The sequence below is a fragment of the Staphylococcus sp. FSL W8-0271 genome (genome assembly GCF_038006605.1).
Lineage (GTDB): Bacteria > Bacillota > Bacilli > Staphylococcales > Staphylococcaceae > Staphylococcus > Staphylococcus cohnii.
Window position 1 is genome coordinate 2,456,453 of sequence record NZ_JBBOVM010000001.1, and the last position, 24,179, is coordinate 2,480,631.

Consider the following 24,179-nt stretch of genomic DNA (forward strand, 5'->3'; position numbering starts at 1 on the left):
TTTATACCGTCTCTCCTTCATAATTGTTTAAGAATTGCAGTACTTTCATTAATTTTTCATCTCCACCTGCAATTGGGCGCCAGTTGAATTGAACGACTGGTGCATCACTTGCTTGGATTGCTTCAGTAAAGCTCTTCAATCCAATATTAATTACACTTGGTTTCATGTTTATTAAATTCATTATTTTTTCATCGACAGCTAAATCAACCGGTTCTGAATCAAATGATTTCGTTGCTAATTTTGGTTGAGCTACATTACTACCAACTAAGTTAAGTGCAGTACGCACCATTTGATCATTTGTTTCACAAACAATGGCGCCAGCTTCTGTTAACGTTTTAACTTGATTATCATATCCCTGGTGGTCATGTTGCGTACCGACAACTGTAGCAAGAACCGCTAATGAACGACCGTTGGCTTTAACTTTTTCTAAAATCGTTTTTATTGTCGGCGCAAGTTCACTAGCCATATCATCATGACTACCATAACCTATGACATTATCTAACATAATTACAGCAGTTGAAGGATCATCAGAAGAAGTTTCTAACATTTCAATACGTTTGGATGGATCAATCATTGGATGCGGTCTACCTTGTGTATAAATGTCATCGCCCAAGTCGATGATTTCATGGTTTCCACCTTTATATGAGAAACCTTCTGGTGTTACTTCGCCTGAAGCGTCACCTAAAGTATCTTTAACTAACATAGCTGCTTCTGAAGCTAAAGTACCACCTGAATAATATCCTTTGATGCCATCTTGGTTGTCAGCAAATTCAATACCAAGATTTTCTTTAAATGTTGGTTTGAATTGTGGCGTTTCATCATTAGACAGTTGAACAGATACGCGTGCCGCTTCTTCTAATGTATATGCATGGTAGATATTTTCTTCAGTATAAGTTGGTTTAGAACCTAAGAATAAGGTAACAACAGGTTTTTTAATATTACGTAGAAGATTTAATACTTTTTCTTCGACTTCTTTAGCTGGTGGTTTAGAAATAACAGTAATGACTTTAACCTTAGGATCTGCATTTAACGCTTTAATACTATCTAACATCGTGATTGCACCAACTTCAGTTGATAGGTCACGTCCGCCAGTACCGATTGCGTTAGTCACACCTTTTCCTTCACGGTCAATGATTGTTGTCACTTCTTGGATTCCTGTACCTGAAGCACCAATAACACCAATGTCACCTTCGTTCACTGTGTTTGTGAAAGCAAGTGGTAAGCTATGGATAATACCTGTACCACAGTCAGGCCCCATCACTAATAATCCTTTTTCATGCGCCATTTGTTTTAAACGTACTTCGTCTGATTTAGCAACATTATCGCTAAACATAAATACGTTTAAATTGTTTTTTAAAGCATTTTCAGCTTCCATCGCTGCATATTGACCAGGGATTGAAATTAATGCCAAGTTAGGATTGTTTGCTAACTCTAAAGCACGATTCCAGTTTGAAGCTTCGTCTTGTTTTTTAGACTTGTCATCCTCTTCACCTTTACCTTTGAGTTCTGCATCTACTTGTTCATTAACTTCATCAACTTTTGATTCATCATCTGTATCTACGATGACTACGATATCGTTTGGTTTCGCATTGTCTAATTCTGCAGTATCAAATCCTGATGATTTGAAAATGTCTTTATTGGCAGGCGTCCCCATCATAATTGATACTTGGTTCACACCATCAATCGCAGATAATTTATTCGATAATAACATTAAGACAATCGAATCTTGGTACGTGTTTTCTTTAATTATTGTGTATAACATACTATTCCTCCGTTATTATTCTGCAAATCTATTTTTTCCGTGATAACGATCAAAGTGTACGTCTTCTGACACTAAGTAATTGTAAATTTCATCAACAATTTCAATGCCTTTTTCATCGTATTTTTCACTACGTAAGCGTCCACGTTCACCTGGATAGAATATTTCTCCATATCCTTCAGCAGCTGGTTGAGCTTTCAATTCATCTAACATCGTTGAAATACGTGATTTAAATTGGTCTAAGTCTGTAAAGAAGGCAGGGTTAATGACGATGTGTAATTGTCCAAGATCACGTCCTTTGGTTAAATCTTTGTACATAGATGAAACATGCACACCATGTGGCACACCTAGCAGACTTCCTGACAAGATATCTACCATCATCATCAAACCGTAACCTTTCGGCCCCGCCACTGGAACAAGTGCATGAACATCTCTTGCATTTGTTGTTGGCTCACCGTTAGCATCTACTGCCCATGTATCTGGAATAGATTGATGTTTAGCTCTAGCATCAAGCACTTTACCCCATGCTTGTACTGTTGTAGCCATATCAAATGTAATGATACGCTCATCATTTGACGGTGCACTAAATGCAATTGGGTTTGTACCAAAATAAGGCTCTGTACCACCAAAAGGTACCACCATTGGATCAGATTGACACATACTTAAACCAACCATGTTTGCTTTAGATGCCATTTCCACGAAATAACCTAAAGCACCACTATGAGAAATATGTTTCACACCTACAACCGTCACGCCATTTTTTTTGGCCATTTCAATTGCTTTTTCCATTGCTTGTTTTGCAGCTTGATGTCCAGGGCCATTATCGCCTTCAAAAACACCTGTCGAAGGACCCGTTTGCTCAAATTGATACTCAGGGTTAGCAGTAATACCTCCCTTAGCAATACGTTCCGCATAATATTCCACTCTGACTGCACCATGAGAATGAATACCTCGATGGTCTGCAAAAGTCAAAACATCAGCGACATCCTTTGCAGCATCTTCATTTAATCCAGCTTTAACAAGTTTATTTTTCATTAAATCAAATAAATCATTTTTAGAAACGCGCATATTACAACCTCCTTATTACTATTATTGTGTTTTATTTCACTATAAAATGTGTTTTCAAGCAGTAAAAAAAGAAGTTACTAAAGACGCACCATGCTAAATGTCGTAAGTCACCATTTATTACATTAAATTATCTCGTTCACTTCTTTTTATGACTTCTTAATATATGTCATCAGATATTAAATAATCATAAATCTCTTGAGCAACTGGAATACCACGCTCTGCATATTGTTTTTTAACTTCTTCTTGAATCTCACCTGGGTAATACACTTGATCAAAACCTTTGGCTGGTTTAACACCATGTAACTCGTCTACCATGTCAGAAACTCGTGTTAAAAATTGTGCTTCATCAGCAAAATATGCTGGATTAATCACGATATGAAATTGTCCTAATCTACGATATTGACTTAAATCTTCATACATCGAAGTGACATGCTTACCAAATGGCAAACCTAATAAGCTGCCCGCTAATATATCTACCATCATCATCAAACCGTAACCTTTTGGCCCAGCTACAGGTAATAATGCAGCTACTTCAAAAGGATTTGTAGTAGGTTCACCTTGTTTGTCCACTGCCCATGTATCAGGTATTGATTTGTGTTTTGAGCGTGCATCTAATATTTTCCCCCACGCTTGTACCGTTGTTGCCATATCAAACAATATGGGCTCACCATTTTTTCGTGGTGACGCAAAGGCGATTGGATTCGTACCAAAATAAGGTTCTGTACCACCAAATGGTACGACCATCGGGTCAGATTGGCATACGGTTAATGCAACCATGCCTTGTTTTGCAGCTTGTTCTGCAAAATAGCCAATGGCACCACTATGCCCCATCTCTTGAATACCTACCATACCGATACCACTGGATTTTGCTAAATTAATGGCTTCTTCCATCGCTTGATATGCAACATAATGGCCAACAGCATTATCGCCGAAATATGTGCCTGCTGAAGGACCAGTCTTCGTAAATTTCAAATCTGGTTCCAAATTAAAACCTTTTTTAGCAATTCGTTCTGTATAATACTGCATTCGAACTGAGCCATGTGAATGAATGCCTCGCTCGTCAGCAAATATCATGAGATCTGCTGTTTTTTCAGCTTGCGCGTCAGGTAAACCTGCATGTGTTAATTTCTCTTTAAATAATTGGCGTAGTTTACCACGTTCGACGTATATTAATGCTCCCTCTTCCATGACTAACAACCTTCCTTAAATTTCTATATCTCTATTTGCATCCTTGGAATAGATGTAAGCGAATGGTTCGTCTAAACCAACAGCATAAGTTGCTTGTGGTGCATAAGCACCCATAAAGATGTAATCACCTTTATCAACTGGTTGCCATTCGTTGTCTAAGTTGTACATGCCACGTCCACTTAATACATAAGCCCCATGTTCTTGAACGTGTGTTTCAATATAACCGTGTGAAGCGCCTGGTTTAAATGACAAGATGTGAATATTCATATCATATGCTAATTCTTTTGGTAGCAAATCAAGAATTTTCACTTCTTCCATGCCTTCGTATGGTTCTTGTACCATATCATTAACGTTTCCAGTTACAACTTCTGGCGTATAACCTTCTAAAGGTTGATAACGTTTTTTATATAAGAACACTCGACTAAGGTTGATAACGTTTTTTATATAAGAACACTCGACTGTCGTTATTTTGATTGCTATTTTCAAATGTCATTACTTGATGAGATGGTACATATAAATAACCACCTGCACTCAATTCGTATTTTTTATCATCTGCATACGCATTGATGTTTCCGTATTCAACATAGATGAATGTCTGAACACCATCTCCACCAAACCCTTGTCTATTACCACCTTGATTTTTCAATGTTACAAGGTAGTCTACAAAGCGTGCACCAAGTCTCGGTGAACCTAAAATCGTTACGTCACAGTCTTCAAAACCAGGCACAACGTTATTTACTAAACCGTCTGGTGTGATGACTGCGTAGTTATCTTTTTTAATTACTGAACGTGTTTCTAATAAACCTTCTCTATATCCTTGATTATGATTAATATAACCCATAAATAAAATGCTCCTTTTCTTTATCTGTATTTAAAATCTTTTATGCTTATCTCTATAAAAAGTTTGTTGAACCATGCTTATTTTATTTATATAGCTCAATGATGTTGTTCTAGTTGTCTATGACCAAGTATTATTCTTTATAAGCAAGTTTATATAATACTTGTTTTAACACTTCGATACCTTTAACTAAATCTTCTACATTTGTCTCTTCTTCAACGTTGTGACTCACACCGTTAATAGATGGTACAAACAAAATTGAAGTTGGTACATATTTAGCAAAAATTTGAGAATCGTGACCTGCACCAGAAGGCATTAATTTCCACTCTGATTCACCCACTACAGTTTCAGCAGCATTCTGAACTTCTTTAACCAAGCGTTCATCCATCGATGTCGGTGCTTCATCCATCCATAAATCAATGTCACATTGCACGCCTTCTTCTTCAGATACACGTTTAATACATGCATCAATTTCTTCTGCAAATTGATTTAACTCATCTTGATTAATATGACGACAATCAATAGAGAACGTAACTTCTCCTGGAACTACATTAACTGTATTTGGCACTGGATCTACGCGGCCAAATGTAATGACTAATGGATCCCCTATTTCTCGCGCACGATCAGTTAATTGGTTAGCGATTTTGCTGAAAGCTACAACTGCATCATTTCTCAAGCCCATCGGTGTTGTACCTGCATGGTTTGCTTCACCTTTTAAGTTGATTGTATAACGCTTCTGACCAACGATACCGTTAACGACACCAATTGATTTGTTTTCAGTTTCCAATACTTTACCTTGTTCAATATGCACTTCGATAAATGATTTTATGTAACTATAATCATTATCTGCTGTTCGATAATCAAAACCACATTCCCGCATTGCTTCTTTAAAAGCAACACCTTCACCATCAGCAATTGAATCAACATCAGCCTTATCAGCTAAGTTAAAAAAGTTTTTGCTTCCCCAGAAAGCAAATGGGAAACGGCTACCTTCCTCTTCTGCTAAAGCTAAAATTTCTAATGAACGTAATGGCTGACCATATTCAGCTTTAAGTGACTGCATCGCAACAACAGCTGCTAACACACCAAATTGACCATCTAAATGACCACCTTCAACAACTGTGTCAATATGAGAACCGGACATAATTGTTTCTTCTGGGTATTTGCTACCTTCAATACGTCCTTTCAAGTTGCCTATGCTATCGAATTCTGTTTCAAATCCATCTTTTTCTAGTGTTTCTTTCAATGCTTGAACAGCATTTGACCATTCTTTAGAATAAAGTAGACGCGTGATGCCCCCACCAGTCAAACCGCCAAACGCAGTAAATTTTTTGTCTAGAGCCTCAAAAGAAGATCGGATGTCCATGTAATTCAACTCCTTTTTCATTTCACATACAATTATAAGCGTTTACATATGACTTATCATTCACAATTCTAACAATAATGTTCTTTACTTTTATTCGATTTATACAAATACATGGTATTTTTTATTTGAGATACTATATTTAGCAAAATATATCTAATAGGAGGCTAGGTCAATTTGACTCAACAACAAGCTACTTGTCTATCAAAGGATGGATTTTCATTACCTTATTCAATGATAAAAGCTAAAAACCAAAGCCCTAAAGGTATCATTATGTATTTTCATGGGGTGGACTCATTTTTGGGCAACCAAACGATTTACCGCAAGCATATATAGATATTTTATCGGAATCATATCACTTAATAATGGTTTCCTATCGACTTGCTCCAGAAAGTCATATTGATACGATTATTGAGGATGCACTGAGTAACTACGATTATTTAAAGTCGCTTTATCCTTCGTTACCTTTGATTACTTTTGGACGTTCAGCCGGCGCATTTTTAGCGATGCTTGTCGCACGTCATCGTAAAGTTGATGGTATCATTGATTTCTATGGTTATTCCCGTGTACATGTACCTGCCTTTTTGAAACCAAATAAGCAATATCAAGCATTATCTACACAAATTACACCAAAAATATTAAATCAATTGATTCAACCTAAACCATTAACATCTGCACCGTTACAAACAAGATATCCAATTTACTTATATGCGCGTGGTCAAGCACGTTGGATGTCCTATTTAGGAATTCAATCATCTACACAAAGCACTTATAATGTCACACCACAAGAATTGAAAAATTTCCCTCCTATGTTCATTGTACACTGTACAGGAGACCCTGATGTACCTTATAGTGAAAGTTAATATATAGATAAATTAATTGAAACGAGTCACTTCGTACGTTTAGAGCTAGACAGCCATGATTTTGATCGTGAAGTTACCCCCACTAGTAAAGCAATATATGAACAAGCGATTCAATTCTTGAATCAAATTAAACTGAATATCGAAGGGGATCAATGATGAACTTACAAAATGTAATAGAAAATTTTCAAACGTTTAATAACTTTGCCAGAAATCCTAAGAATGGCGGTATTAACCGCATTGCTTTTAGTCATCCAGAACGTGTCGCGGCTTTAAAATTTTCAATGTTATGTCAAAAGGCGGGTCTAGATGTTTACTTTGATTTCTTTGGTAACGTTATCGCACGTAGAGAGGGAAAGCAGCCTTCTTTAAAGCCAATTGTGTTAGGATCACATATCGATACAGTAAAAGATGGTGGACAATATGATGGTCTTTTAGGTGTACTTGGTGCACTTGAAGTTGTCGAACATCTAAACGCACATCACATAGAAACAGATCATCCAATTATCATTATTGCTTTTGCTTGCGAAGAATCTACACGTTTCAACGAAGCAACTTTAGGTAGTAAATATCTTACTGGCAAAATGACAAAAGATGATATGAAATTCATCAAAGATAATGATGACAACGTACTTTATGATATCGTTGCACCTTTAGCTCAAGATATGAACGGTAAAACAGCATTATTTGAAAGAAACAAAATCAAAGCATTTTTAGAGTTACATATTGAACAGGGTCCTATTCTTGAAAATAATCAAAAGGATATTGGCATCGTTACAGACATTGCTGCACCACACCGCTTCAAGTTACAAATAGCTGGCGTTACAAGTCACTCAGGATCAACACCTATGCCGATGCGCACAGATGCTTTAACTACTGCTGCTGAAGTCATTTTAAAAATCGAAGCCTTAGGTCAGGCTTACCATGATAAGGGGATAGTAACGACTGTAGGTTATGCCAACGTTTATCCTAATACAATGAATGCAATACCTGGTGAGGTCACACTACTCATCGATATTCGAGGTAAAGATAAATCTATTCGTGAAAAAGTAGTCGAAGAGATGAAAGTACACATCGAAACCATTACAACAAATCGTCAAGCAGATTATGTATTAGAAGATTTAGGTCAGGATCAACCACGTAAATTCAATCAAACAATTGCTAAGATTTCTGAACACAGTTGTAAGACACTAGCATACCAATATCGCTATATGTATAGTGGTGCTGGCCATGATGCTATGAATTTTGCGCCCATTTGTCCTACGAGTATGATTTTTATCCCGTGTAAAAATGGCATTAGCCACTCCCCAAAAGAATCTGTAACTGATAGTCAAATCGAAAAAGGAATTAATGTGATGATAGCAACAACGATTGAATTAGCAAAAGTGGACACAGTATTGGACGCATAATGTACATTGGCTTTTGACCAATCAATTACTATTATGAAGGTAAAACTTTTAGTATAGTCACATCCATTATTATCAATTCATAAGCACATAATTTTTTGAATCTAACACTCAATGATATGCGTTTTATCATTTAACACCGACTTGTGTGTGACTATCATCTATAGATAGATGCCATTTCAAATTATGCAATACCATATGAATAGAAAACTGTTAGCGTTATAATAGAGATGTTGCTGAAAACACATCACTGTAAAGGTTGATATATAATGACAAAAATACGCTTTATTAGGCATGGAGAAACAGACTGGAATATTGCTGGTAAATTACAAGGTAGAACAGACATCCCACTGAATGAGTCTGGCATAAAACAAGCACAAGCTTGTGGCATTTCATTACTTCAAAATGAATGGGATCTTATTATTACAAGCCCTTTATTAAGAGCTAAAGAAACTGGACAAATTATTCAACAAAAATTAAACATACCACTTCACGAAATGACATCGTTTATTGAAGTTGCATTTGGAGATGCAGAAGGTCTTACTTATTACGAACGAGATGTGCGTTTTCCTAATCGCGATTATCCAAACAAAGAAACTGAAGCAATGGTTACTGAACGTTTTTTAAAGGGGATTCATACTGTACATCAGAATTACACAAATAAAAATATTTTGATTGTCTCTCATGGTGCCTTTATTAATGCTATATTTCACTATTTTTCTAATGGGACAGTCGGCACAGGTGTTACTAAACTAACCAATGGTAGTTTCAGCACTTTAGAAATTAACAACAACCACACGCACATCCTAGACTATAACACGACACATCACTTACCAGCTCAGAACCCAAAATCATAACTATTTATAAACAATTAAAAGTACCATAACGCTCATCCATGATTCATCATACTAAAAGTTAAACCCAATATTTTCCTTTTAGTAATGACAGGTATGAGGTTTGGTACTTTTTATATTCACTAACTTTACTTATAATTTTTAAAGAAATCTGTAGTTAACGATTTCACTTTTGGCGATAACATTATCACTGCGATAACGTTTGGAATCAATACGGCAGCAAGTGCCAAATCAAGCAAGTCCCACAATTGTTGTGCCGCACCTAACGCACCCACTATCATTGAAAGCACATATATTGTTTTCATCACCCAACCTGCCGTAAGTCCAAATAAAAACTCTGCCATTCTCGATCCGTAGAAAATGACTACCACAACGGTCGAAAATACGAAAAACATCATTGAAATAGAGACCATCATACTTCCAAATTGGCCAAAAGAATTTTCAAACGCTCTGGCTGTTAGCGCTGCAGACTGCGCTTTCGCATCACTCGCTTTCCAAACACCTGAAACTAAAACCACAAAACCAGTCGTGCTACAAATAATCAATGTATCTACTACGATCTCACTAATGCCCCAGAATGCTTGGCGAACTGGGTGATCCGTTTTTGCGGCTGCATGCGCGATGGATGATGTACCAAGACCAGCTTCATTAGAATAAATCCCTCTAGCAAAGCCCCAACGAATTGTAGTAGCTAACGCTGCACCAAATGTACCTCCAACAGCTGCCGTAGGATTAAATGCCTGTTCTACCACTAACCAAATAACATTAGGCACATGTCCAATATTCATCAAAATGATTAAAAAACCAAAAAAACAGTAAAGGCCAACCATGATTGGCACAATTTTTTCAGCAAACGATGCGATACGTTTCACACCACCTAAAACGACAAGCGCAGCAAGAAATGCTAATATAACGCCAGAAACTGCCATAGGTACGTTAAATGTATCTTTCATAGTGCTCGCTGCAGAATGACCTTGAACCATAATACTTGGAATAATTTCAATCATCAATGCAAAGGCAAATATCAAAGAAAAAACTGTACCTAACTTCTTGTTTTTAAAACCTTTTTTCATGTAATAAGTCGGGCCGCCCACAAATTCACCTTTTTTATTTTTCTCACGATAGTGGACACCTAAGACATTCTCACTAAATTTTAAAGCCATACCTAAAAAAGCAATAACCATCATCCAAAATACCGCACCAGGTCCCCCCATCATAATCGCTGTAGGCACCCCAACAATATTAGCTGCACCTACAGTTGAAGATAGCGCAGAGGTCAAAGCCTGACGAGGTGTAATTGTCCCTTCCCCTTTGGGTTTTTTATTAACACTTACAAATGTTTGCTTGAGCATATAGAAAAAATGACGAAATTGAATAAAATTTAAATAGACTGTCAAAAATACACTTGCAAACAAAAGTAGAAGTACAAGTGGATAACCCCATAACCAATCCGAAAAAGAAATTAATTTTTCCAAATTTTACAACCCCTTTGTTTTTAAAGCATCTCACCATCCGTTGTGATAAAAATCTTATGACTTTAATCACAAAACGCTATAAAAATGAGCTATGTAGACACTAAATAAATGTAATATGTAATATTATTCCCTAGAGTTGCTCACTCAAACCGAGTTCAGAGCTTATGAAAACAAATCTTAAATCTTCAGCTATATTTTAAATATCATTGGTATGCAACATTTGTTTCTATTTCTTTAATCATTTGTCACATTGATTTGTTAACAAATAGTCTTTGAATATGCAATATTATCACTAAAACAATTGATTCTATAGATGGTCTACCATTATCAAGTCAATATTTGTCTTCGACAAGTTCTTATATAAAATTTAAATCTAATATCGCATCAAATTTATGCAATAAATGATTATTAAAGACTAATTTAGAGATAGAACTCATTTCATATTGATCTTTTTTTCAATTGATTTATTCAACATCATAAACACCATCACTGTTTAATTTATATATGTTTTCAATTTAATATTGGCAGTGATTTATGCCGACTCCTGCGGGAATAGCACTAGCCGAAGACTGCTGGCTAAGGCAGTGCCCACGGAAAGCGTGCATAAAAAAACTGCCAACAAAGTCGGAGACTCTGTCGACAGTCTAGACTAATCCAGTTAATAAATGGATTAGTCCTTTTGTTCTTGCTTTTATGTTTCAATGTTTTTACTTCAGTCTTTTTTTAAGAAATTTTTAGATAAAACGTCCAATACGTTTATCTGAAATACCTGCTTCATCACTATAAATTTCTTGTCCTCTTAAAATTGTACGTGTTACTTGAGCACCAATTTCACGTCCAATATATGGACTCATTTTGTTACGATAAGCTAAATCTTCAGCTTGTAAAGTATACGGTGCGTCAGGTTTAATAAATACGAAGTCAGCATCTTTACCAATTGCAATACTGCCTTTTGCATCTAAACCAAAGCGTTTAGCAGGTGCTGTCGCAATAATGTCAGCGAATTTTGTTAATGACATTTGACGTTTTTGAACACCTTCGTCGAATAAAATATCTACGTTGTTTTGTAACCCAGCAATACCACCCCATGCTTCAAATGCATTGTCAGTATCTTTTAAGTCTGGTGTACAAGGTGAATGATCAGATGTTACAAAACTAATATCACCGTTTAATACACGATCCCACATTCCTTCTAAGCGAGATTGCTCACGGATTGGTGGAGAACATTTAACAACTGGTCCAATGTCATCTAATTCTTCTTTATAGAAGTACAAGTAGTGTGTACATGTCTCACAAGTAATGTCTACACCTTCTTGTTGTGCTTTGATGACTTCATCAACGCCTTCTTCACAAGCAACGTGTACAATGTGCACACGACAGCCCGTTTCTTTAGCGAATAAAATGATTTTGCGAATTGGTTCAACTTCTGTAAATACTGGACGACTATCCACGTAAGCACTTAATGTCGTTTCACCATTTTCTTTTGCGATTTCACCTAATCGGTCAGTGATGGCCGCATTTTCAGAATGGATTGATAAAATTTTACCAGTCTTAGCAATTTGCTTCATGCCTTCATATAATGAATAATCGTCAACATTTTCAAAGTCTCCTTCGATAGAACGATCACCACAAGTAGCTAAGAAAGCTTTATAAGCCACAACACCCGCTTCATCTAATTCTTGAATACCTCCATTTAAGTTATATGGTACTAAACCACCATAACTTGCGACATCTACTGATAATTCATCTTTCCCAGCGTCAAATTTAGCTTGGATAGATGCTTTGTCAGTTGTAGCTGGAACTTGGTTTAATGGCATTTCTACAAATGAAGTTACGCCACCTTTAGCAGCAGCATTTGTTCCTGTAACATAACCTTCCCAACCGTCACGATAGCCACCACCTGGCTCAGTAATATGCACATGTGCATCCACCATTCCAGGTGAAACAATTTGATTTTGTGCGTCAATGACTTGCTCAGCTTCTCCCAATGCTTGACCAATTGCGGCAATTTTACCGTTTTTAACACCAACTTCAACTTGTTGCTCCCCGTCTTCTAAAATGACTAAACCATTCTTAATAATCAAATCATACTTCATTATAATCTGCTCCTCCTTTTTTTCTTCTTTCTGCATGGAATACATAATGTAAAATTAAGTAAACACCACCGGCAATGACAAAGCCTATAAACCAAGAAAAGTCTGATATCACTGTGAATGCTGGTAAAAATCCTAATAGTGAAACGATAACACCAGCAATCGTTCCGACGTATGCAGAAATATTAATACGTGGTATTTTGTGCTCTTTATCTTTCAAATCAAAATACAACTTATCTATATCAATGTGACATTTAGACACAATATAGAAATGAACAGTCATTACACCTGCTACCGGACCAAGAATAGCACCTATCGCGTTTAAGAATAAGAAAATGCTATCTTCTTCTTCCATCATCTTCCACGGCATAATGACTATACTCAATACCGAGGCAATAATTACGCCACGACGGTAATTAATCCATTTTGGTAAAAGTGCAGTGAGTTGGTACGCTGCTGGAATGATATTACTTGTCGCATTTGTCGAAATCGTCGTCATTAATAACACGCCAGTAGATATCAGAATAGCCCAAAAGTTGCTCCACTCATTAATAATTGTTAAGATGTTCCACTCTTGATGACCGAGATAAATTGAACCACCAATAATGATAAACACACTCGCAATCGCGAATAAAATGTGCGCAACCACGATACCTGAAATTTGACCAACCACCTGTGTCTTAGTTGATTTTGCGTTTTGTGTAAAATCAGAGACACTCGCACCAGGACCAGCCCACACGCCTAAAAGCGAGTTGATAATTAAAATAAAGGATAAAATCGCTGGGTAAATGATACCGCTAGATTTTGTAGAAATTTCATAATCTAAAATATTTCCAACGCCACCAGCAGCCATAACGCCCCAGATAGCCATACCACCAAAAACAATATAAATAAGTGGATTTAATATAGCTGTGAATTTATTTAAAATATCTCCACCACCAAATCCAATCGCAAAACTAATAGCCCAAAATATTAAAAATGCAATGAGACCTGGAACAGAAATACCAAGTATCGATATGCCTTGTCCAATATCCGCAAAACCAGGGAATATTTTATTTAATAGTATTAATAGTGCTTGTGACCCCGCAAATGTTTGCAGACCAAACCAAGCGATACCTGCGACAACACCACGTAGGATACCGGGTAACTTCGCGCCTACATCACCATATGTATGACGTAAATGCATAGCAAATGGAATACCGTATTTAGAACCAGCATAACCATTACTTACCAATAATAAAGCGATTACAAAAGAACTTAATATTAATGCAAATATTACTTGTAATGGCGATAGACCTATTAATAAGAATCCCCCAACTGCAGTATAGTTAGGTATATTATGTACAGCACCCATCCATAGTGTAAAAAAGTTAAATGCGGAGTTATTTCTTTGTGTCGGTGTCTTTGGCATTATATCTTTATTATAACCGCGCTTTTCGAAAACCGCCTGTGATAATGCCACATTGTTCTGCTGTCTTCCCATTCTATTGATATCTCCTTTACTTTAATAAGCTAATAACTAAATGTATAATCTTCAGTTATAAGTGTAGTACGAGTGTAAGCGTTTTTCTTTGTTATTAATGACATTTCTATGCAATAAAATTATAGGAATCGGACAAAATAAGTGTATAATTAACGATATACACTAAATTTTTTGAGCATTTTGAACAATCGTTATCACGAATTGACAAAAAAGCTGCTTTTTAAGATAATACAGACAAATAGAATTTATTATTAGATATTTTTTATGCATTTTCATAACGAGTGATTGTGTAAATTAGAAGCGGAGGACATAATTATGACTACCCTAAATGAAATTTTATCCGTTCCCCAATTTAAAGGCTTAAAATTGTTAAATAGCAACGGAGATTTATCAGCAGAAGTAACCAATTTGGATATTACTGAGAATAATGATATTAAGCATTTCACTTCAAATAATTCATTTATCTTAACAACTGGTGTCTTATTTCAAGATAATCAAGATAACTTGAAAAAGTTAATTAAAGATTTGAATGATATAAACACTGCTGGACTTGGCATCAAAGTTTCAAGATTTTTGCATGAAATCAATCAAGATGTCATTGATTTTGCGGATGCTATCGAATTTCCATTAATTGAGATACCAGAAAGTTGGAATCTAGGTGAAATTACACATGAAATTTCTTCATTTATTTCAGATTCTGAAACAGGAAAGCTAAATTATGCATTACAAGTACAACAAGAATTAAATCAATTATTAATCAAAGGTTTCAGTATTGATACAATGATTGATCGCATGAGCAAATTACTAGGCGTACCTATCATTCTATTTGACCCATTCAAAGCACCTGAAGCATACAGTCGTCATTATAGACAAGGTAATGCCCTAATGACTGAACATACCAAATATTTCATGAACCATTATCAAGATGCGCTAACATATGATAAAAATAACCTCGTCTTTGAGAATAAAGATCATGTAATCTTCAAAGTATTAGGCTACACATACTTCCCTTACTATTTAATGGTTTCTCAAGTTAATAAGCTTTCCTATCCATTTAGTTTATTAACACTCGAACAAGTGGTCAGTGTGTTGAGTTTCGCCCTATACAAAAACACCAAAATACAAGAGGCCGAAGAAAATGATATTAATCGATTTTTCGAATCATTGGTCAATAATCAAAACGATCAAACCCTTTCGATTAAAAAGCATGCTGATTTATTAAGACAATATTATATTTATCCTTCTGACTATTATCAAATTATCATTTGCGGTATTGATACTAAAAATAATTTAGAAAATAGTTATTACTTAAATGAACGGCACCATCTCACATTCCTTTGGTTAAAGCATAAATTAACCGATATTGATTCTTATATTAGTGTTTATAAATTACCTAGTAACGATCGTTTTGCGATACTCATACAAAATCGTCACGAATATTATTTTGAATACCTTAAAAAAATACAGCAAAGTTATAGCGAATACTTTGATGATACGATTTCATTTGGCATTGGCAATGAAGTAACAGAATTTACACAGTTACCATCTTCCTTTTTTGAAGCTAATGAAGCCTTTGAAAATGAATTGTTAAATAACGCAAAAGCATTTATCTCACAATATCATTCCAAAGATATCCAAGAGTTATTGCAACTTATACCTCAAGAAAAGTTATTACCTTTCGTTAAACATACTTTGGGCCCACTGAGTTATCCAAAACAAAAAAAAGATTTGGAATTAAAACAAACTTTAAAAGTGTATATGGATAATCAATGCGATATAACTAAAACGGCAGATAAAATATTTATACACAGAAATACAGTGAAATATAGAATCAATAAATGTAGTAATATGATTGGCACAAATATTGAAGACCCTGTCCATTCATTAAATATACGTATCGCTTTATATGTATCTGAAATGATTAGTTTCGATTAGGTGCTCAATCTATTTCAAAAAGCTACGCTGTTTGCACAACCATGCAAACAGCGTAGCTTTTTCATTAATTGAACATCACTGACCTGTGACACCTTTAATACAATGTATTCCGACCTAAATCATCTATTCATTAATTTTTTCTAGAAATCCTTTGTAAAAAATATTAATTTTTTAAACCGAATGGTTTGCTTTGCTAACTTAAAATAATTAAAATTTATCGATGGGATGTTATAAAAAGGAGATGCGTTTATAATGTCGGAGAATGTTATATCTAATAAAAAAAGAAATACGATTATATTAGTTATGCTAAGTAGTGCTTTTGTAGCGATGCTAAATCAAACATTGCTTAATACCGCACTACCAGCAATTATTACGGGATTAGAAATAACTGATACAACTGCTCAATGGTTAATTACAGGTTTTATGTTAGTGAATGGCATCATGATTCCACTAACAGCCTTTCTCATGGATCGATTTCATACAAGACCACTCTATATTTTTTCTATGAGTGCGTTCCTCATTGGTTCGATCATTGCAGCACTTTCGCCTACATTTGGCTTACTCATGTTTGCACGTGTGATTCAAGCTATTGGCGCAGGTATACTCTTACCGCTTATGCAATTCACTGTTTTCACACTGTTCCCTTCTGAGAAACGTGGATTTGCAATGGGACTTACCGGTATAGTAGCACAATCAGCACCAGCAATCGGACCAACCTTAACTGGGTTTTTAATTGATACATTTAGCTGGCGAGCACCATTTATTGTGGTAGCTTTTATTGCGATTATTGCATTTATTGTAGGTGCGATATTTGTAGAAAGTAATAACGAAACCAAACATACACAATTAGACAAAACCTCTGTTATATATTCAACATTAGGCTTTGGTTTAATGCTTTACGGCTTTAGTAGCGCAGGCAACTTAGGTTTCACATCACCAATCGTTATTATTTCACTTATTGTGGGAATCTTAATTGTTACCATTTTCGTAACAAGACAAATTAGAATCGATAATCCGCTATTAAATATGCGCGTATTTACAAATCGTACATTTTCACTATCTGCATTTGCATCTATGGTATTATTTATCGGAATTGTAGGCCCAGCATTATTGATTCCAATTTATGTCCAATCAGGCTTAGGTCTATCTGCAATTCTGTCAGGTCTTGTTATCTTACCAGGTGCAGTAGTCAACGCATTCATGTCCGTCTATACAGGGAAAATATATGACAAATATGGCTTGAAAGTATTGGCGATTCCTGGATTTATACTGTTAATTTTTATGACAATTCTACATTGTTTCTTAACGTCAGAGACACCTTATTGGTATATTGTCGTTATTTACGCAATAAGAATGTTTGCTGTAGCATTGATTATAATGCCACTGAATACAATTGGTATTAACGCATTAGAAAGCAAAAATATTTCACATGGTACTGCGATCATCAATTCTTTAAGAATTATTGCAGGTGCGATTGGTACTGCCATTATGATTACAATTATGGCAATTGTTCGTACAAACTATGTTCCAAGTGAAAATCAGTCCAAAACAGACATTGCACAACAAGCAACCGTCCAAGGTGTTGACGCAGCATTTGCATTCACGACGCTTTTATTAATTATTGGTTTTATATTAACACTACTGATAAAAACAAAAAACAAAGCGGAAAATACGCATGAAGTATAATTTTAAATCTATTTAAGTGAAAGTAGCAATGCTTCAACAACTCGAACGGTGAAAAAAACATACTAAGATTAGCTATGAAGAAATCTATGACGATAGATTTCTTCATAGCTATTTTATTATTCAATATTTCGTATTGTTGTCTCACTTTCTTAGGGGACAGCTTAAGCCTGTAGTCTTCAGCTTGTCCTGTCCCCTTAAGAGTCTCGCCAAAATACAACATATTCATATGTAATTTCTCATTGACGTACTTTAAAAAAAGGCTCTATTTCAACTCAAAATGATGTTAAAAATTATTCTACATGCATACATCCAAAATTAATTTTTATGTTGCTGTTTGTGGCTATTACCATTCTTTTATAAGATTAGCTTCAATGATGTATTAATGCTAAGCAATTTTTCAAGAGTAATTAATATTTTATTGGTAGTAAAAAACAAAAAATAGGTGCAAATCCGCAGCAACAACTAACAAGTTGACTTTGAATTTGCACCTTTAAAAGTGAATACACACATATAATTTCAAATATTGATTTTAAGACAAATAAAAAAAGACGAGCGTTGCTCGTCTTTTTTATGCGTTATTATAATTTAATAACGTTAGCTGCTTGAGGTCCGCGGTCGCCTTCAACGATTTCGAATTCAACAGCTTGTCCTTCTTCTAATGATTTGTAGCCGTCTTGGTTAATTGCTGAGAAGTGTACGAATACATCGTTTCCGCCTTCTACTTCGATAAAACCAAAACCTTTTTCTGAGTTAAACCATTTAACTGTACCGTTATTCATAATAAAAATCCTCCAAGTGCTTTTGCACAAAAATTTGTAATCTGTCTAAAAAATCAAAAGGAGTAAATTCAAAAGAATAAAACTACAAATCAATTTCACGAACTAAATTACTTAATACCTAGTATAACGAATAATTCGACCTTTGTATACCCCTATTTTCAAAAAAATATATTTTGCACTTTATTTTTAGTAATATAATCCATTAGTGAATATATACTATTTAATCACTAATGAAAAAATGACAAAATTGTTATATTAAAATGCTTTTTTGTAATTTAAAAATATAGCAAACGATGCAAACAACTTTTACATTATAGATAGTTACTTTAAGGAGGTAATAAGTATGAACAGATTTATAAAAGTACTTCTAAGCATCTTTATTATCATTGTCATTGTTCTTATCGGTCTTTTTGGCTGGAAAGTTTACGCAGAAAAAAACGCAGACAATCCTGACATCGTTAGTTTTGCCAAATTAAACCCCCTCATTACTAATGAAGCATATTACGTAAAAACTCAAAAACCAACAAAAGTTGAACACGATAAAGATGATAAAGGAGAATCTTTTGTCACATATAATTATAAGCAAGATGGCTATAATAAAAAAGGTGAAAAAAGACACTTAGATTTTAATGGTTTTGGTGAAAAACCATTAAAATCAGATCATTTCTTAAAATTAGATACCGAACTTGGTCATGTCCAAAGTTATGAAGAAGTATCTAAAGATAAAGTACCTAAAAAAGCATTAAATCAACTTAAATAATTCACTTAATAAAAAAGTCACTTTAATGTGCTGATAATATAAAAAGCGCGCAAGTTAGAAATATTTATTTTCAAAATATAACTTTCTAACTTGCGCGCTTTGTTTGTAATGATTTAGTGACTACGCCTTAGTTATTCATTCTTTTGACTATTTCATGCTTAATAATCATTAATGCTTGGCTATACTTAGAACTTGTATTTTCTTGAGTGTTAATAATCAAAATATCTACTAAATCATCATTATTCATTTGAACTAATTCTTGTCGAAATTGATCAATATTTTCTACTAATCTCTTATGGTTGGGCTGATACTTATCTATAACATAATACTGATCAGCACCTAGTCCACCCTCTTCAATCATTTTAGAAATTTCATCTGAACGCATTTCATCAGTTCTATCTATTTTTATATCTTTATTGTAATCATTAACCATTCGAATCCCCCATTTCATTCACCAAATCCATCTCAAATTAAGGTTACATGATATCAAGTTAACTTTTTGACCCCTAAACTTAAAACAATAAATCAAGTCATACCACTTACAATGAATTAAAATTACTCCAAAAGTTATATATTACATCTATACCCTGAAATTATATTTTAAACTTTAATTTAGATAATTCTTATTTATACTTATAATTTAATAAAACGATATAAAAAATCGACAAAATGGCACCAATTTTCTATATCGTCCATAAAAACACCGAAATCATATACCTCATCCCCTTATAATGAACCTATTTTATATCTATCCTTTTTAAAATTTTTCAAAACATTTCATTATTTTATACTATTATAATGCATTATATTCTTTGGGTATAAGATGAAATTGACTATCCATGAAACAGATTCATAAGTTTTGAGAGCAATATCACAACAATAGCGTCCATAAAAATAAAAATCGCTATATGATATAATCTATCTCGCTTTTGACTAACGTTTCATGAATCAATAATATAGTAAAGACTGAGACAACATTTGCCCCAGTCTTTGATACTTCTAATATTTTTCTATCATTTCAACGCTTATAATCGTTTTTTTGCGTCAATACCAATCCATATATTTGTTATTAAACCGACAATTCCCATAACTAATGATGGTATAACAGCATGATTGCTAGTATAAAACGTCACTAAAAACATAAGCAAACCAGTTATAATACTGATTAATATAGATGAAAGTTTCATTGGATTACTTCCTTTTCGCTATATTAATTTACATTATTCCTATACTAAAATTCATTTAAAAAGAAATAAAGACAGTCTGTTGTAGAGTTTTAAAAAATTTGGCGTCACAAATACAATAACTTTTCATTTACAAAACACAGTCAAGTCCCTCTTAACCACACTTAAAGTTTTTCAACTCAATATGTATGCAATCACAAATAATATAATCGAAATAATGAGTGACATTAACCAAAATGGAGAACTCACTAAATCTTTATACGCTTGATCTGGTGCATTACGCATTTTCAACCGAATAAATTTGATTCCTAAATACAACGCTTCAACAAAATTAACGATCAAAACAATGCTCAACAATATAATAGCCATGGTTCGCCCTCCAAGATATCATCTGATTTATTCCACATCGTACCACAAGTTTTTTAAAGAATAAATATCGAAATAAATTTTAATTTTTATTACAACATAAAAACATATGTGTTATTTTATAATTAACATTGTATATGATTATTTTTTAAAATTATATGGGTTAGCTATCATAAAGTTGGAGGGGTATTGTGCAACTATTTTTACTTACACTTTTAGGTATTATTTTCGTTTTTGTATATGCTTCAAATTCAACAATACTTTTACATATCAAACTTATTAGACGAGCTGAAAACGAAGGTACGGCAGCAATGAATGGTAAACAATGCCGCTTTATGTGGTGTTTGTTTGCAGTTATGGCAACAGGCTTTTATCTATTATTACTCAATTCAAATTTGTTCTAATAAATTTGAATTGAGTAATAATCAAAATAAGATGATCTTCTACCATAAATGAGAAATGATATAGTTGAATTAAAACTCGAACTGTAAAAAGTATGTTTTTATATACTGTATAATATAATAAACACAAAAAATAGCAAAGGAGTCATCGTATGAAATTTGTAAATTTAACGGCTATGACAGAAAAAGGCCTAAACAAGAAGGTTAATGAATTCTTAGAAGAAAATCCTTATATCGAAATCATTAAGTTTGATTACCAATTAGGATACAGCAGCTGTGGCGTGGGTATTCTTTACAATAAAATGAAGTCTCAGTCCTAAGCTTATTGTATAGGTAAATATTTAAATAAAACTATACTTGTAATAAAAACAAAAGCTGAAACATAATAATGTTTCAGCTATGACTATCTTATGGAAAGTAAACGATTGTGACTACATCCACATCATAATATTTCTGTTATGGTTAATGCTATTCAAAATGACATCACTGTAAGATTATCACAAAAGTAATACCTAAAATGTCTTATTTTTGAAAAACTTTAAAATTAACACGTTTACATAATAATAAACTACCCGCAATCAATGAGATACTGGCTAAAAAAATGGTTAGTGTTCTATTATCTGAAATCATGCCTGTATCAGGTAATTCTTTTATTGCATTGTGCTTCACGCTATTTTTTGAAGCGTCTAACTGCTGATTTTTATTAAATCGCTTACTTTCTGCTCCTGGATTTTTAGGGTTTAAACCACCTTCATCTTTTAATTTTTCATTTACTGCATTATTGTGCAAGGATGTCTCACTATTAGATTTATGATTAAATTCATTCGTAGCATCTTCTAATTCTTTTGGCTCTTCAACCTCTGCTATATCTTTATGTGGAAACACATTTGGCTCTGTAAATCTTCCATCCTTATGCAAAATACCATGAGGAATCTCTTCACCATTTGCCCCTTGACTGCTAAATTGTACAACTGACATTAATAAAGCTGTAGATAATAGTACCTTTTTCATTTTAAAACTTCCTTTCTAATCAAGTTATTGTAATATTAATATCTCACTCACTTTTACTGTTAAAGTGAATTTTCGTAATATAAAATTTTCATTAACTACCAAGAAGTTATCTGTTGTATGTATACAATATATTTTATAAATTAATAACGAATACTTGCGGGGGATTACTAATCACTATATTATTGCATTTATTCGTGTATTAGAGGAATATTTCCAATTAAGTAAAAATATAGCTAGAAAATAGTAATAATATGTAAGTTTTAAATTTAAATATTGCTAATATCGAATCTGTCAAAATGTTCAAATCAAAATAAAAAGAGCTGGAAACTGCACCTCAGCAATGTTTCCAGCTCTTTTTATATGATTAAATATTATTCACTTGATTTTGCTTTTTGAACTTTCAAAATTGTAAATATAATAACTATTGTTATGGTAATGAAATCATAAGAATGTGTAAATGCTTCTCCAAATTCTTTTCCTTGCCAGAAGTAACGAATGATGAATAAAAGCGTTGAATGAACAAACAACGCAATAAACATATATATCACTGGTTTATCAAGTAATAGACCAAAAACAAATACAAATAACAGCATTATTATAGTAAGTATTAGCATGACTATGTTTGGCATAGACATATTAAAACTCCAATCATATAGTATTTTAGTCTTATTCTTCTAGAAACCTTTACGTTTAATTTGTCTATATGTAAAAACACCAAAAATTATGACAAAAGCGAATTGTACAGTTTTAATTAGCGGTGAGTTAAATTCTAATATTTTAATATGCATCATTGTTCCAATAATAGGGGCTATAAAATTAAAACTAAATAATATTAGACATATACCAACCAATACTTGTTGTGATTTAGGCATAATTATACCTCCAATTTATAAAATTGTTGTTAAAAATGTTGATGCTTCCACTGAAGGTTACCCATTTTTTAATGCTGCAACAATATCATCATCACTAAAAATACAGTGCTAAATTCCATAAAATATTTTCTGATTTATACCAATATGTTTATGATCAAATTGATACTTTTTCTTTATAAAAGTACTTAAACATTTAGTTGGATTATATTATTTCATAAAAAATAACCGCACCAATTAAGATACGGTTATATAAATATATGACAGCTAGATAAAATTTCTAAAAATCTTATCTAGCTTTTTGCATCACTTTACTTAATTAACGCTTACAGTAATTTCAATATCAATCGTGTCTTTTAGTGCTTTCGAATACGGGCAATAATTATGCGCTTTTTCAACGAACATCTCCGCTTCTTCTTGGCTGAGATCTTTAAGTGATACATCTAATTCAGCTGCCAATTTTACACCGCCATCAGATTTATCTGGCAATAAGTAAGCAGTCGCACGGACTTCTGGCTCGATCGTACCTTTGTCTGCACCTTTCAAAATATGCATTAGTGCATTGTTAAAACAAGAGCTATAACCTGCTGCAAATAACTGTTCAGGGTTTGACTCAGTAACGCCGTTGCCGCCCATTTCTTTTGGAACAGCTAAGTCTTGATAAAATGTATTATCTTCACTAAAAACTTTTCCATCTCTTCCGCCATTACTTATGACAGTTGTTTCAAATAATGGTTTTGCCATGAAAATCACTCCAATAATTTTTGAAATTCAATAATAACGATTAATTAATCTTTTTAC

The 24,179-nt window shown here is 33.7% G+C and carries 24 protein-coding genes and 1 pseudogene; 9 read left to right on the forward strand and 16 right to left on the reverse strand.

The window, feature by feature from the left end; all coding sequences use genetic code 11:
• Nucleotide 1: 1 nt before the first annotated feature.
• From NST87_RS12055 to allC, 5 genes and pseudogenes are all read right to left on the reverse strand, one after another.
• A complete protein-coding gene (locus tag NST87_RS12055) occupies nucleotides 2-1,762 on the reverse strand; it encodes an acyl-CoA synthetase FdrA (protein ID WP_071560200.1) in 1,761 nt (586 codons plus the stop codon).
• Nucleotides 1,763-1,777: 15 nt separating this feature from the next.
• Complete coding sequence (gene allD, locus NST87_RS12060; RefSeq protein ID WP_145395534.1) at nucleotides 1,778-2,827, reverse strand: ureidoglycolate dehydrogenase; 1,050 nt, start codon at nucleotides 2,825-2,827, stop codon at nucleotides 1,778-1,780.
• A 156-nt stretch (nucleotides 2,828-2,983) separates the two neighbouring features.
• The gene (gene allD / locus NST87_RS12065; RefSeq protein ID WP_019469936.1) at nucleotides 2,984-4,015 is read right to left on the reverse strand and encodes an ureidoglycolate dehydrogenase; all 1,032 of its coding nucleotides are present in this window, start codon (nucleotides 4,013-4,015) and stop codon (nucleotides 2,984-2,986) included.
• A 15-nt stretch (nucleotides 4,016-4,030) separates the two neighbouring features.
• Nucleotides 4,031-4,856 (reverse strand): annotated as a pseudogene (allE, locus tag NST87_RS12070) ((S)-ureidoglycine aminohydrolase).
• Nucleotides 4,857-4,986: 130 nt separating this feature from the next.
• Entirely contained in the window at nucleotides 4,987-6,219 is a 1,233-nt protein-coding gene (gene allC / locus NST87_RS12075; protein WP_340721750.1) for an allantoate deiminase, read from the reverse strand.
• A 174-nt stretch (nucleotides 6,220-6,393) separates the two neighbouring features.
• On the opposite strand from allC, the gene NST87_RS12080 reads away from it, so the two are divergent.
• The 4 genes from NST87_RS12080 (at nucleotide 6,394) to NST87_RS12095 (ending at nucleotide 9,339) form a co-directional block, all read left to right on the forward strand.
• Nucleotides 6,394-6,552, forward strand: coding sequence for a hypothetical protein (locus NST87_RS12080; protein ID WP_340721751.1), 159 nt, complete (start codon nucleotides 6,394-6,396; stop codon nucleotides 6,550-6,552).
• 2 nt (nucleotides 6,553-6,554) lie between these two features.
• The gene (locus tag NST87_RS12085; RefSeq protein WP_340721778.1) at nucleotides 6,555-7,079 is read left to right on the forward strand and encodes an alpha/beta hydrolase; all 525 of its coding nucleotides are present in this window, start codon (nucleotides 6,555-6,557) and stop codon (nucleotides 7,077-7,079) included.
• 155 nt (nucleotides 7,080-7,234) lie between these two features.
• Nucleotides 7,235-8,485: a M20 family metallo-hydrolase gene (locus NST87_RS12090; protein ID WP_145395532.1), complete on the forward strand. Its 1,251-nt coding sequence runs from the start codon at nucleotides 7,235-7,237 to the stop codon at nucleotides 8,483-8,485.
• Nucleotides 8,486-8,751: 266 nt separating this feature from the next.
• Nucleotides 8,752-9,339 carry a histidine phosphatase family protein gene (locus NST87_RS12095; RefSeq protein WP_019469931.1) on the forward strand — a complete coding sequence of 196 codons (588 nt, stop codon included), beginning with the start codon at nucleotides 8,752-8,754 and terminating at the stop codon, nucleotides 9,337-9,339.
• A gap of 125 nt (nucleotides 9,340-9,464) precedes the next feature.
• Here the strand turns inward: NST87_RS12095 and NST87_RS12100 are convergent, their stop codons facing one another.
• The 3 genes from NST87_RS12100 to allW all read right to left on the reverse strand — a co-directional run bounded on the left by NST87_RS12100 (nucleotide 9,465) and on the right by allW (nucleotide 14,387).
• The gene (locus NST87_RS12100) at nucleotides 9,465-10,811 is read right to left on the reverse strand and encodes an alanine/glycine:cation symporter family protein (RefSeq protein ID WP_340721752.1); all 1,347 of its coding nucleotides are present in this window, start codon (nucleotides 10,809-10,811) and stop codon (nucleotides 9,465-9,467) included.
• A gap of 734 nt (nucleotides 10,812-11,545) precedes the next feature.
• Nucleotides 11,546-12,907, reverse strand: coding sequence for an allantoinase AllB (gene allB, locus NST87_RS12105; RefSeq protein WP_340721753.1), 1,362 nt, complete (start codon nucleotides 12,905-12,907; stop codon nucleotides 11,546-11,548).
• A complete protein-coding gene (gene allW / locus NST87_RS12110; protein ID WP_019469929.1) occupies nucleotides 12,897-14,387 on the reverse strand; it encodes an allantoin permease in 1,491 nt (496 codons plus the stop codon). The genes allB and allW overlap by 11 nt, the downstream gene beginning before the upstream one ends.
• 315 nt (nucleotides 14,388-14,702) lie before the next feature.
• Here allW and NST87_RS12115 point away from each other — a divergent pair, with 315 nt between their 5' ends.
• Nucleotides 14,703-16,322 (forward strand): PucR family transcriptional regulator, encoded by a 1,620-nt coding sequence (locus NST87_RS12115; protein ID WP_040029834.1) that lies wholly within the window; start codon nucleotides 14,703-14,705, stop codon nucleotides 16,320-16,322.
• Between the two features lie 252 nt (nucleotides 16,323-16,574).
• Complete coding sequence (locus tag NST87_RS12120) at nucleotides 16,575-18,008, forward strand: MDR family MFS transporter (protein WP_040029833.1); 1,434 nt, start codon at nucleotides 16,575-16,577, stop codon at nucleotides 18,006-18,008.
• A gap of 578 nt (nucleotides 18,009-18,586) precedes the next feature.
• Here the strand turns inward: NST87_RS12120 and cspD are convergent.
• Nucleotides 18,587-18,787 carry a cold-shock protein CspD gene (gene cspD, locus NST87_RS12125; protein WP_019469926.1) on the reverse strand — a complete coding sequence of 67 codons (201 nt, stop codon included), beginning with the start codon at nucleotides 18,785-18,787 and terminating at the stop codon, nucleotides 18,587-18,589.
• 343 nt (nucleotides 18,788-19,130) lie between these two features.
• Between cspD and NST87_RS12130 the strand changes: the two genes are divergently transcribed.
• Nucleotides 19,131-19,547: a YxeA family protein gene (locus NST87_RS12130; protein ID WP_340721754.1), complete on the forward strand. Its 417-nt coding sequence runs from the start codon at nucleotides 19,131-19,133 to the stop codon at nucleotides 19,545-19,547.
• 127 nt (nucleotides 19,548-19,674) lie between these two features.
• Here NST87_RS12130 and NST87_RS12135 read toward each other — a convergent pair whose 3' ends face one another.
• The 3 genes from NST87_RS12135 to NST87_RS12145 all read right to left on the reverse strand — a co-directional run bounded on the left by NST87_RS12135 (nucleotide 19,675) and on the right by NST87_RS12145 (nucleotide 21,100).
• Entirely contained in the window at nucleotides 19,675-19,980 is a 306-nt protein-coding gene (locus NST87_RS12135) for a hypothetical protein (RefSeq protein WP_019469924.1), read from the reverse strand.
• A 592-nt stretch (nucleotides 19,981-20,572) separates the two neighbouring features.
• On the reverse strand, nucleotides 20,573-20,734 hold the full coding sequence (locus tag NST87_RS12140; protein ID WP_019469923.1) for a hypothetical protein: 162 nt from the start codon (nucleotides 20,732-20,734) through the stop codon (nucleotides 20,573-20,575).
• 171 nt (nucleotides 20,735-20,905) lie between these two features.
• Nucleotides 20,906-21,100 (reverse strand): hypothetical protein, encoded by a 195-nt coding sequence (locus tag NST87_RS12145; protein ID WP_019469922.1) that lies wholly within the window; start codon nucleotides 21,098-21,100, stop codon nucleotides 20,906-20,908.
• 188 nt (nucleotides 21,101-21,288) lie between these two features.
• Here NST87_RS12145 and NST87_RS12150 point away from each other — a divergent pair, with 188 nt between their 5' ends.
• Both NST87_RS12150 and NST87_RS12155 read left to right on the forward strand, forming a co-directional pair.
• The gene (locus NST87_RS12150) at nucleotides 21,289-21,501 is read left to right on the forward strand and encodes a hypothetical protein (RefSeq protein WP_019469921.1); all 213 of its coding nucleotides are present in this window, start codon (nucleotides 21,289-21,291) and stop codon (nucleotides 21,499-21,501) included.
• Nucleotides 21,502-21,650: 149 nt separating this feature from the next.
• Nucleotides 21,651-21,818, forward strand: a complete 168-nt coding sequence (locus NST87_RS12155) for a hypothetical protein (RefSeq protein ID WP_019469920.1) — start codon at nucleotides 21,651-21,653, stop codon at nucleotides 21,816-21,818.
• Nucleotides 21,819-22,020: 202 nt separating this feature from the next.
• Here the strand turns inward: NST87_RS12155 and NST87_RS12160 are convergent, their stop codons facing one another.
• The 4 genes from NST87_RS12160 to NST87_RS12175 form a co-directional block, all read right to left on the reverse strand.
• On the reverse strand, nucleotides 22,021-22,509 hold the full coding sequence (locus tag NST87_RS12160) for a hypothetical protein (protein ID WP_040029831.1): 489 nt from the start codon (nucleotides 22,507-22,509) through the stop codon (nucleotides 22,021-22,023).
• A 371-nt stretch (nucleotides 22,510-22,880) separates the two neighbouring features.
• Nucleotides 22,881-23,144, reverse strand: coding sequence for a hypothetical protein (locus NST87_RS12165; RefSeq protein WP_019469918.1), 264 nt, complete (start codon nucleotides 23,142-23,144; stop codon nucleotides 22,881-22,883).
• A 39-nt stretch (nucleotides 23,145-23,183) separates the two neighbouring features.
• Nucleotides 23,184-23,381 carry a hypothetical protein gene (locus tag NST87_RS12170; RefSeq protein ID WP_019469917.1) on the reverse strand — a complete coding sequence of 66 codons (198 nt, stop codon included), beginning with the start codon at nucleotides 23,379-23,381 and terminating at the stop codon, nucleotides 23,184-23,186.
• Nucleotides 23,382-23,693: 312 nt separating this feature from the next.
• Nucleotides 23,694-24,122, reverse strand: coding sequence for an organic hydroperoxide resistance protein (locus tag NST87_RS12175; RefSeq protein WP_019469916.1), 429 nt, complete (start codon nucleotides 24,120-24,122; stop codon nucleotides 23,694-23,696).
• Nucleotides 24,123-24,179: the final 57 nt, after the last annotated feature.

Coding starts and splice junctions, on each gene's coding strand:
- allD (WP_145395534.1), bottom strand. CDS start 2,827: ATGCGCGTTTCTAAAAATGATTTATTTGATTTAATGAAAAATAAACTT.
- NST87_RS12170 (WP_019469917.1), bottom strand. CDS start 23,381: ATGCCTAAATCACAACAAGTATTGGTTGGTATATGTCTAATATTATTT.
- NST87_RS12135 (WP_019469924.1), bottom strand. CDS start 19,980: ATGGTTAATGATTACAATAAAGATATAAAAATAGATAGAACTGATGAA.
- NST87_RS12120 (WP_040029833.1), top strand. CDS start 16,575: ATGTCGGAGAATGTTATATCTAATAAAAAAAGAAATACGATTATATTA.
- NST87_RS12090 (WP_145395532.1), top strand. CDS start 7,235: ATGAACTTACAAAATGTAATAGAAAATTTTCAAACGTTTAATAACTTT.
- allC (WP_340721750.1), bottom strand. CDS start 6,219: ATGGACATCCGATCTTCTTTTGAGGCTCTAGACAAAAAATTTACTGCG.
- NST87_RS12115 (WP_040029834.1), top strand. CDS start 14,703: ATGACTACCCTAAATGAAATTTTATCCGTTCCCCAATTTAAAGGCTTA.
- NST87_RS12165 (WP_019469918.1), bottom strand. CDS start 23,144: ATGTCTATGCCAAACATAGTCATGCTAATACTTACTATAATAATGCTG.
- NST87_RS12145 (WP_019469922.1), bottom strand. CDS start 21,100: ATGGCTATTATATTGTTGAGCATTGTTTTGATCGTTAATTTTGTTGAA.
- NST87_RS12140 (WP_019469923.1), bottom strand. CDS start 20,734: ATGAAACTTTCATCTATATTAATCAGTATTATAACTGGTTTGCTTATG.
- NST87_RS12095 (WP_019469931.1), top strand. CDS start 8,752: ATGACAAAAATACGCTTTATTAGGCATGGAGAAACAGACTGGAATATT.
- allD (WP_019469936.1), bottom strand. CDS start 4,015: ATGGAAGAGGGAGCATTAATATACGTCGAACGTGGTAAACTACGCCAA.
- NST87_RS12155 (WP_019469920.1), top strand. CDS start 21,651: ATGAAATTTGTAAATTTAACGGCTATGACAGAAAAAGGCCTAAACAAG.
- cspD (WP_019469926.1), bottom strand. CDS start 18,787: ATGAATAACGGTACAGTTAAATGGTTTAACTCAGAAAAAGGTTTTGGT.
- NST87_RS12055 (WP_071560200.1), bottom strand. CDS start 1,762: ATGTTATACACAATAATTAAAGAAAACACGTACCAAGATTCGATTGTC.
- NST87_RS12160 (WP_040029831.1), bottom strand. CDS start 22,509: ATGAAAAAGGTACTATTATCTACAGCTTTATTAATGTCAGTTGTACAA.
- NST87_RS12175 (WP_019469916.1), bottom strand. CDS start 24,122: ATGGCAAAACCATTATTTGAAACAACTGTCATAAGTAATGGCGGAAGA.
- allW (WP_019469929.1), bottom strand. CDS start 14,387: ATGGGAAGACAGCAGAACAATGTGGCATTATCACAGGCGGTTTTCGAA.
- allB (WP_340721753.1), bottom strand. CDS start 12,907: ATGAAGTATGATTTGATTATTAAGAATGGTTTAGTCATTTTAGAAGAC.
- NST87_RS12130 (WP_340721754.1), top strand. CDS start 19,131: ATGAACAGATTTATAAAAGTACTTCTAAGCATCTTTATTATCATTGTC.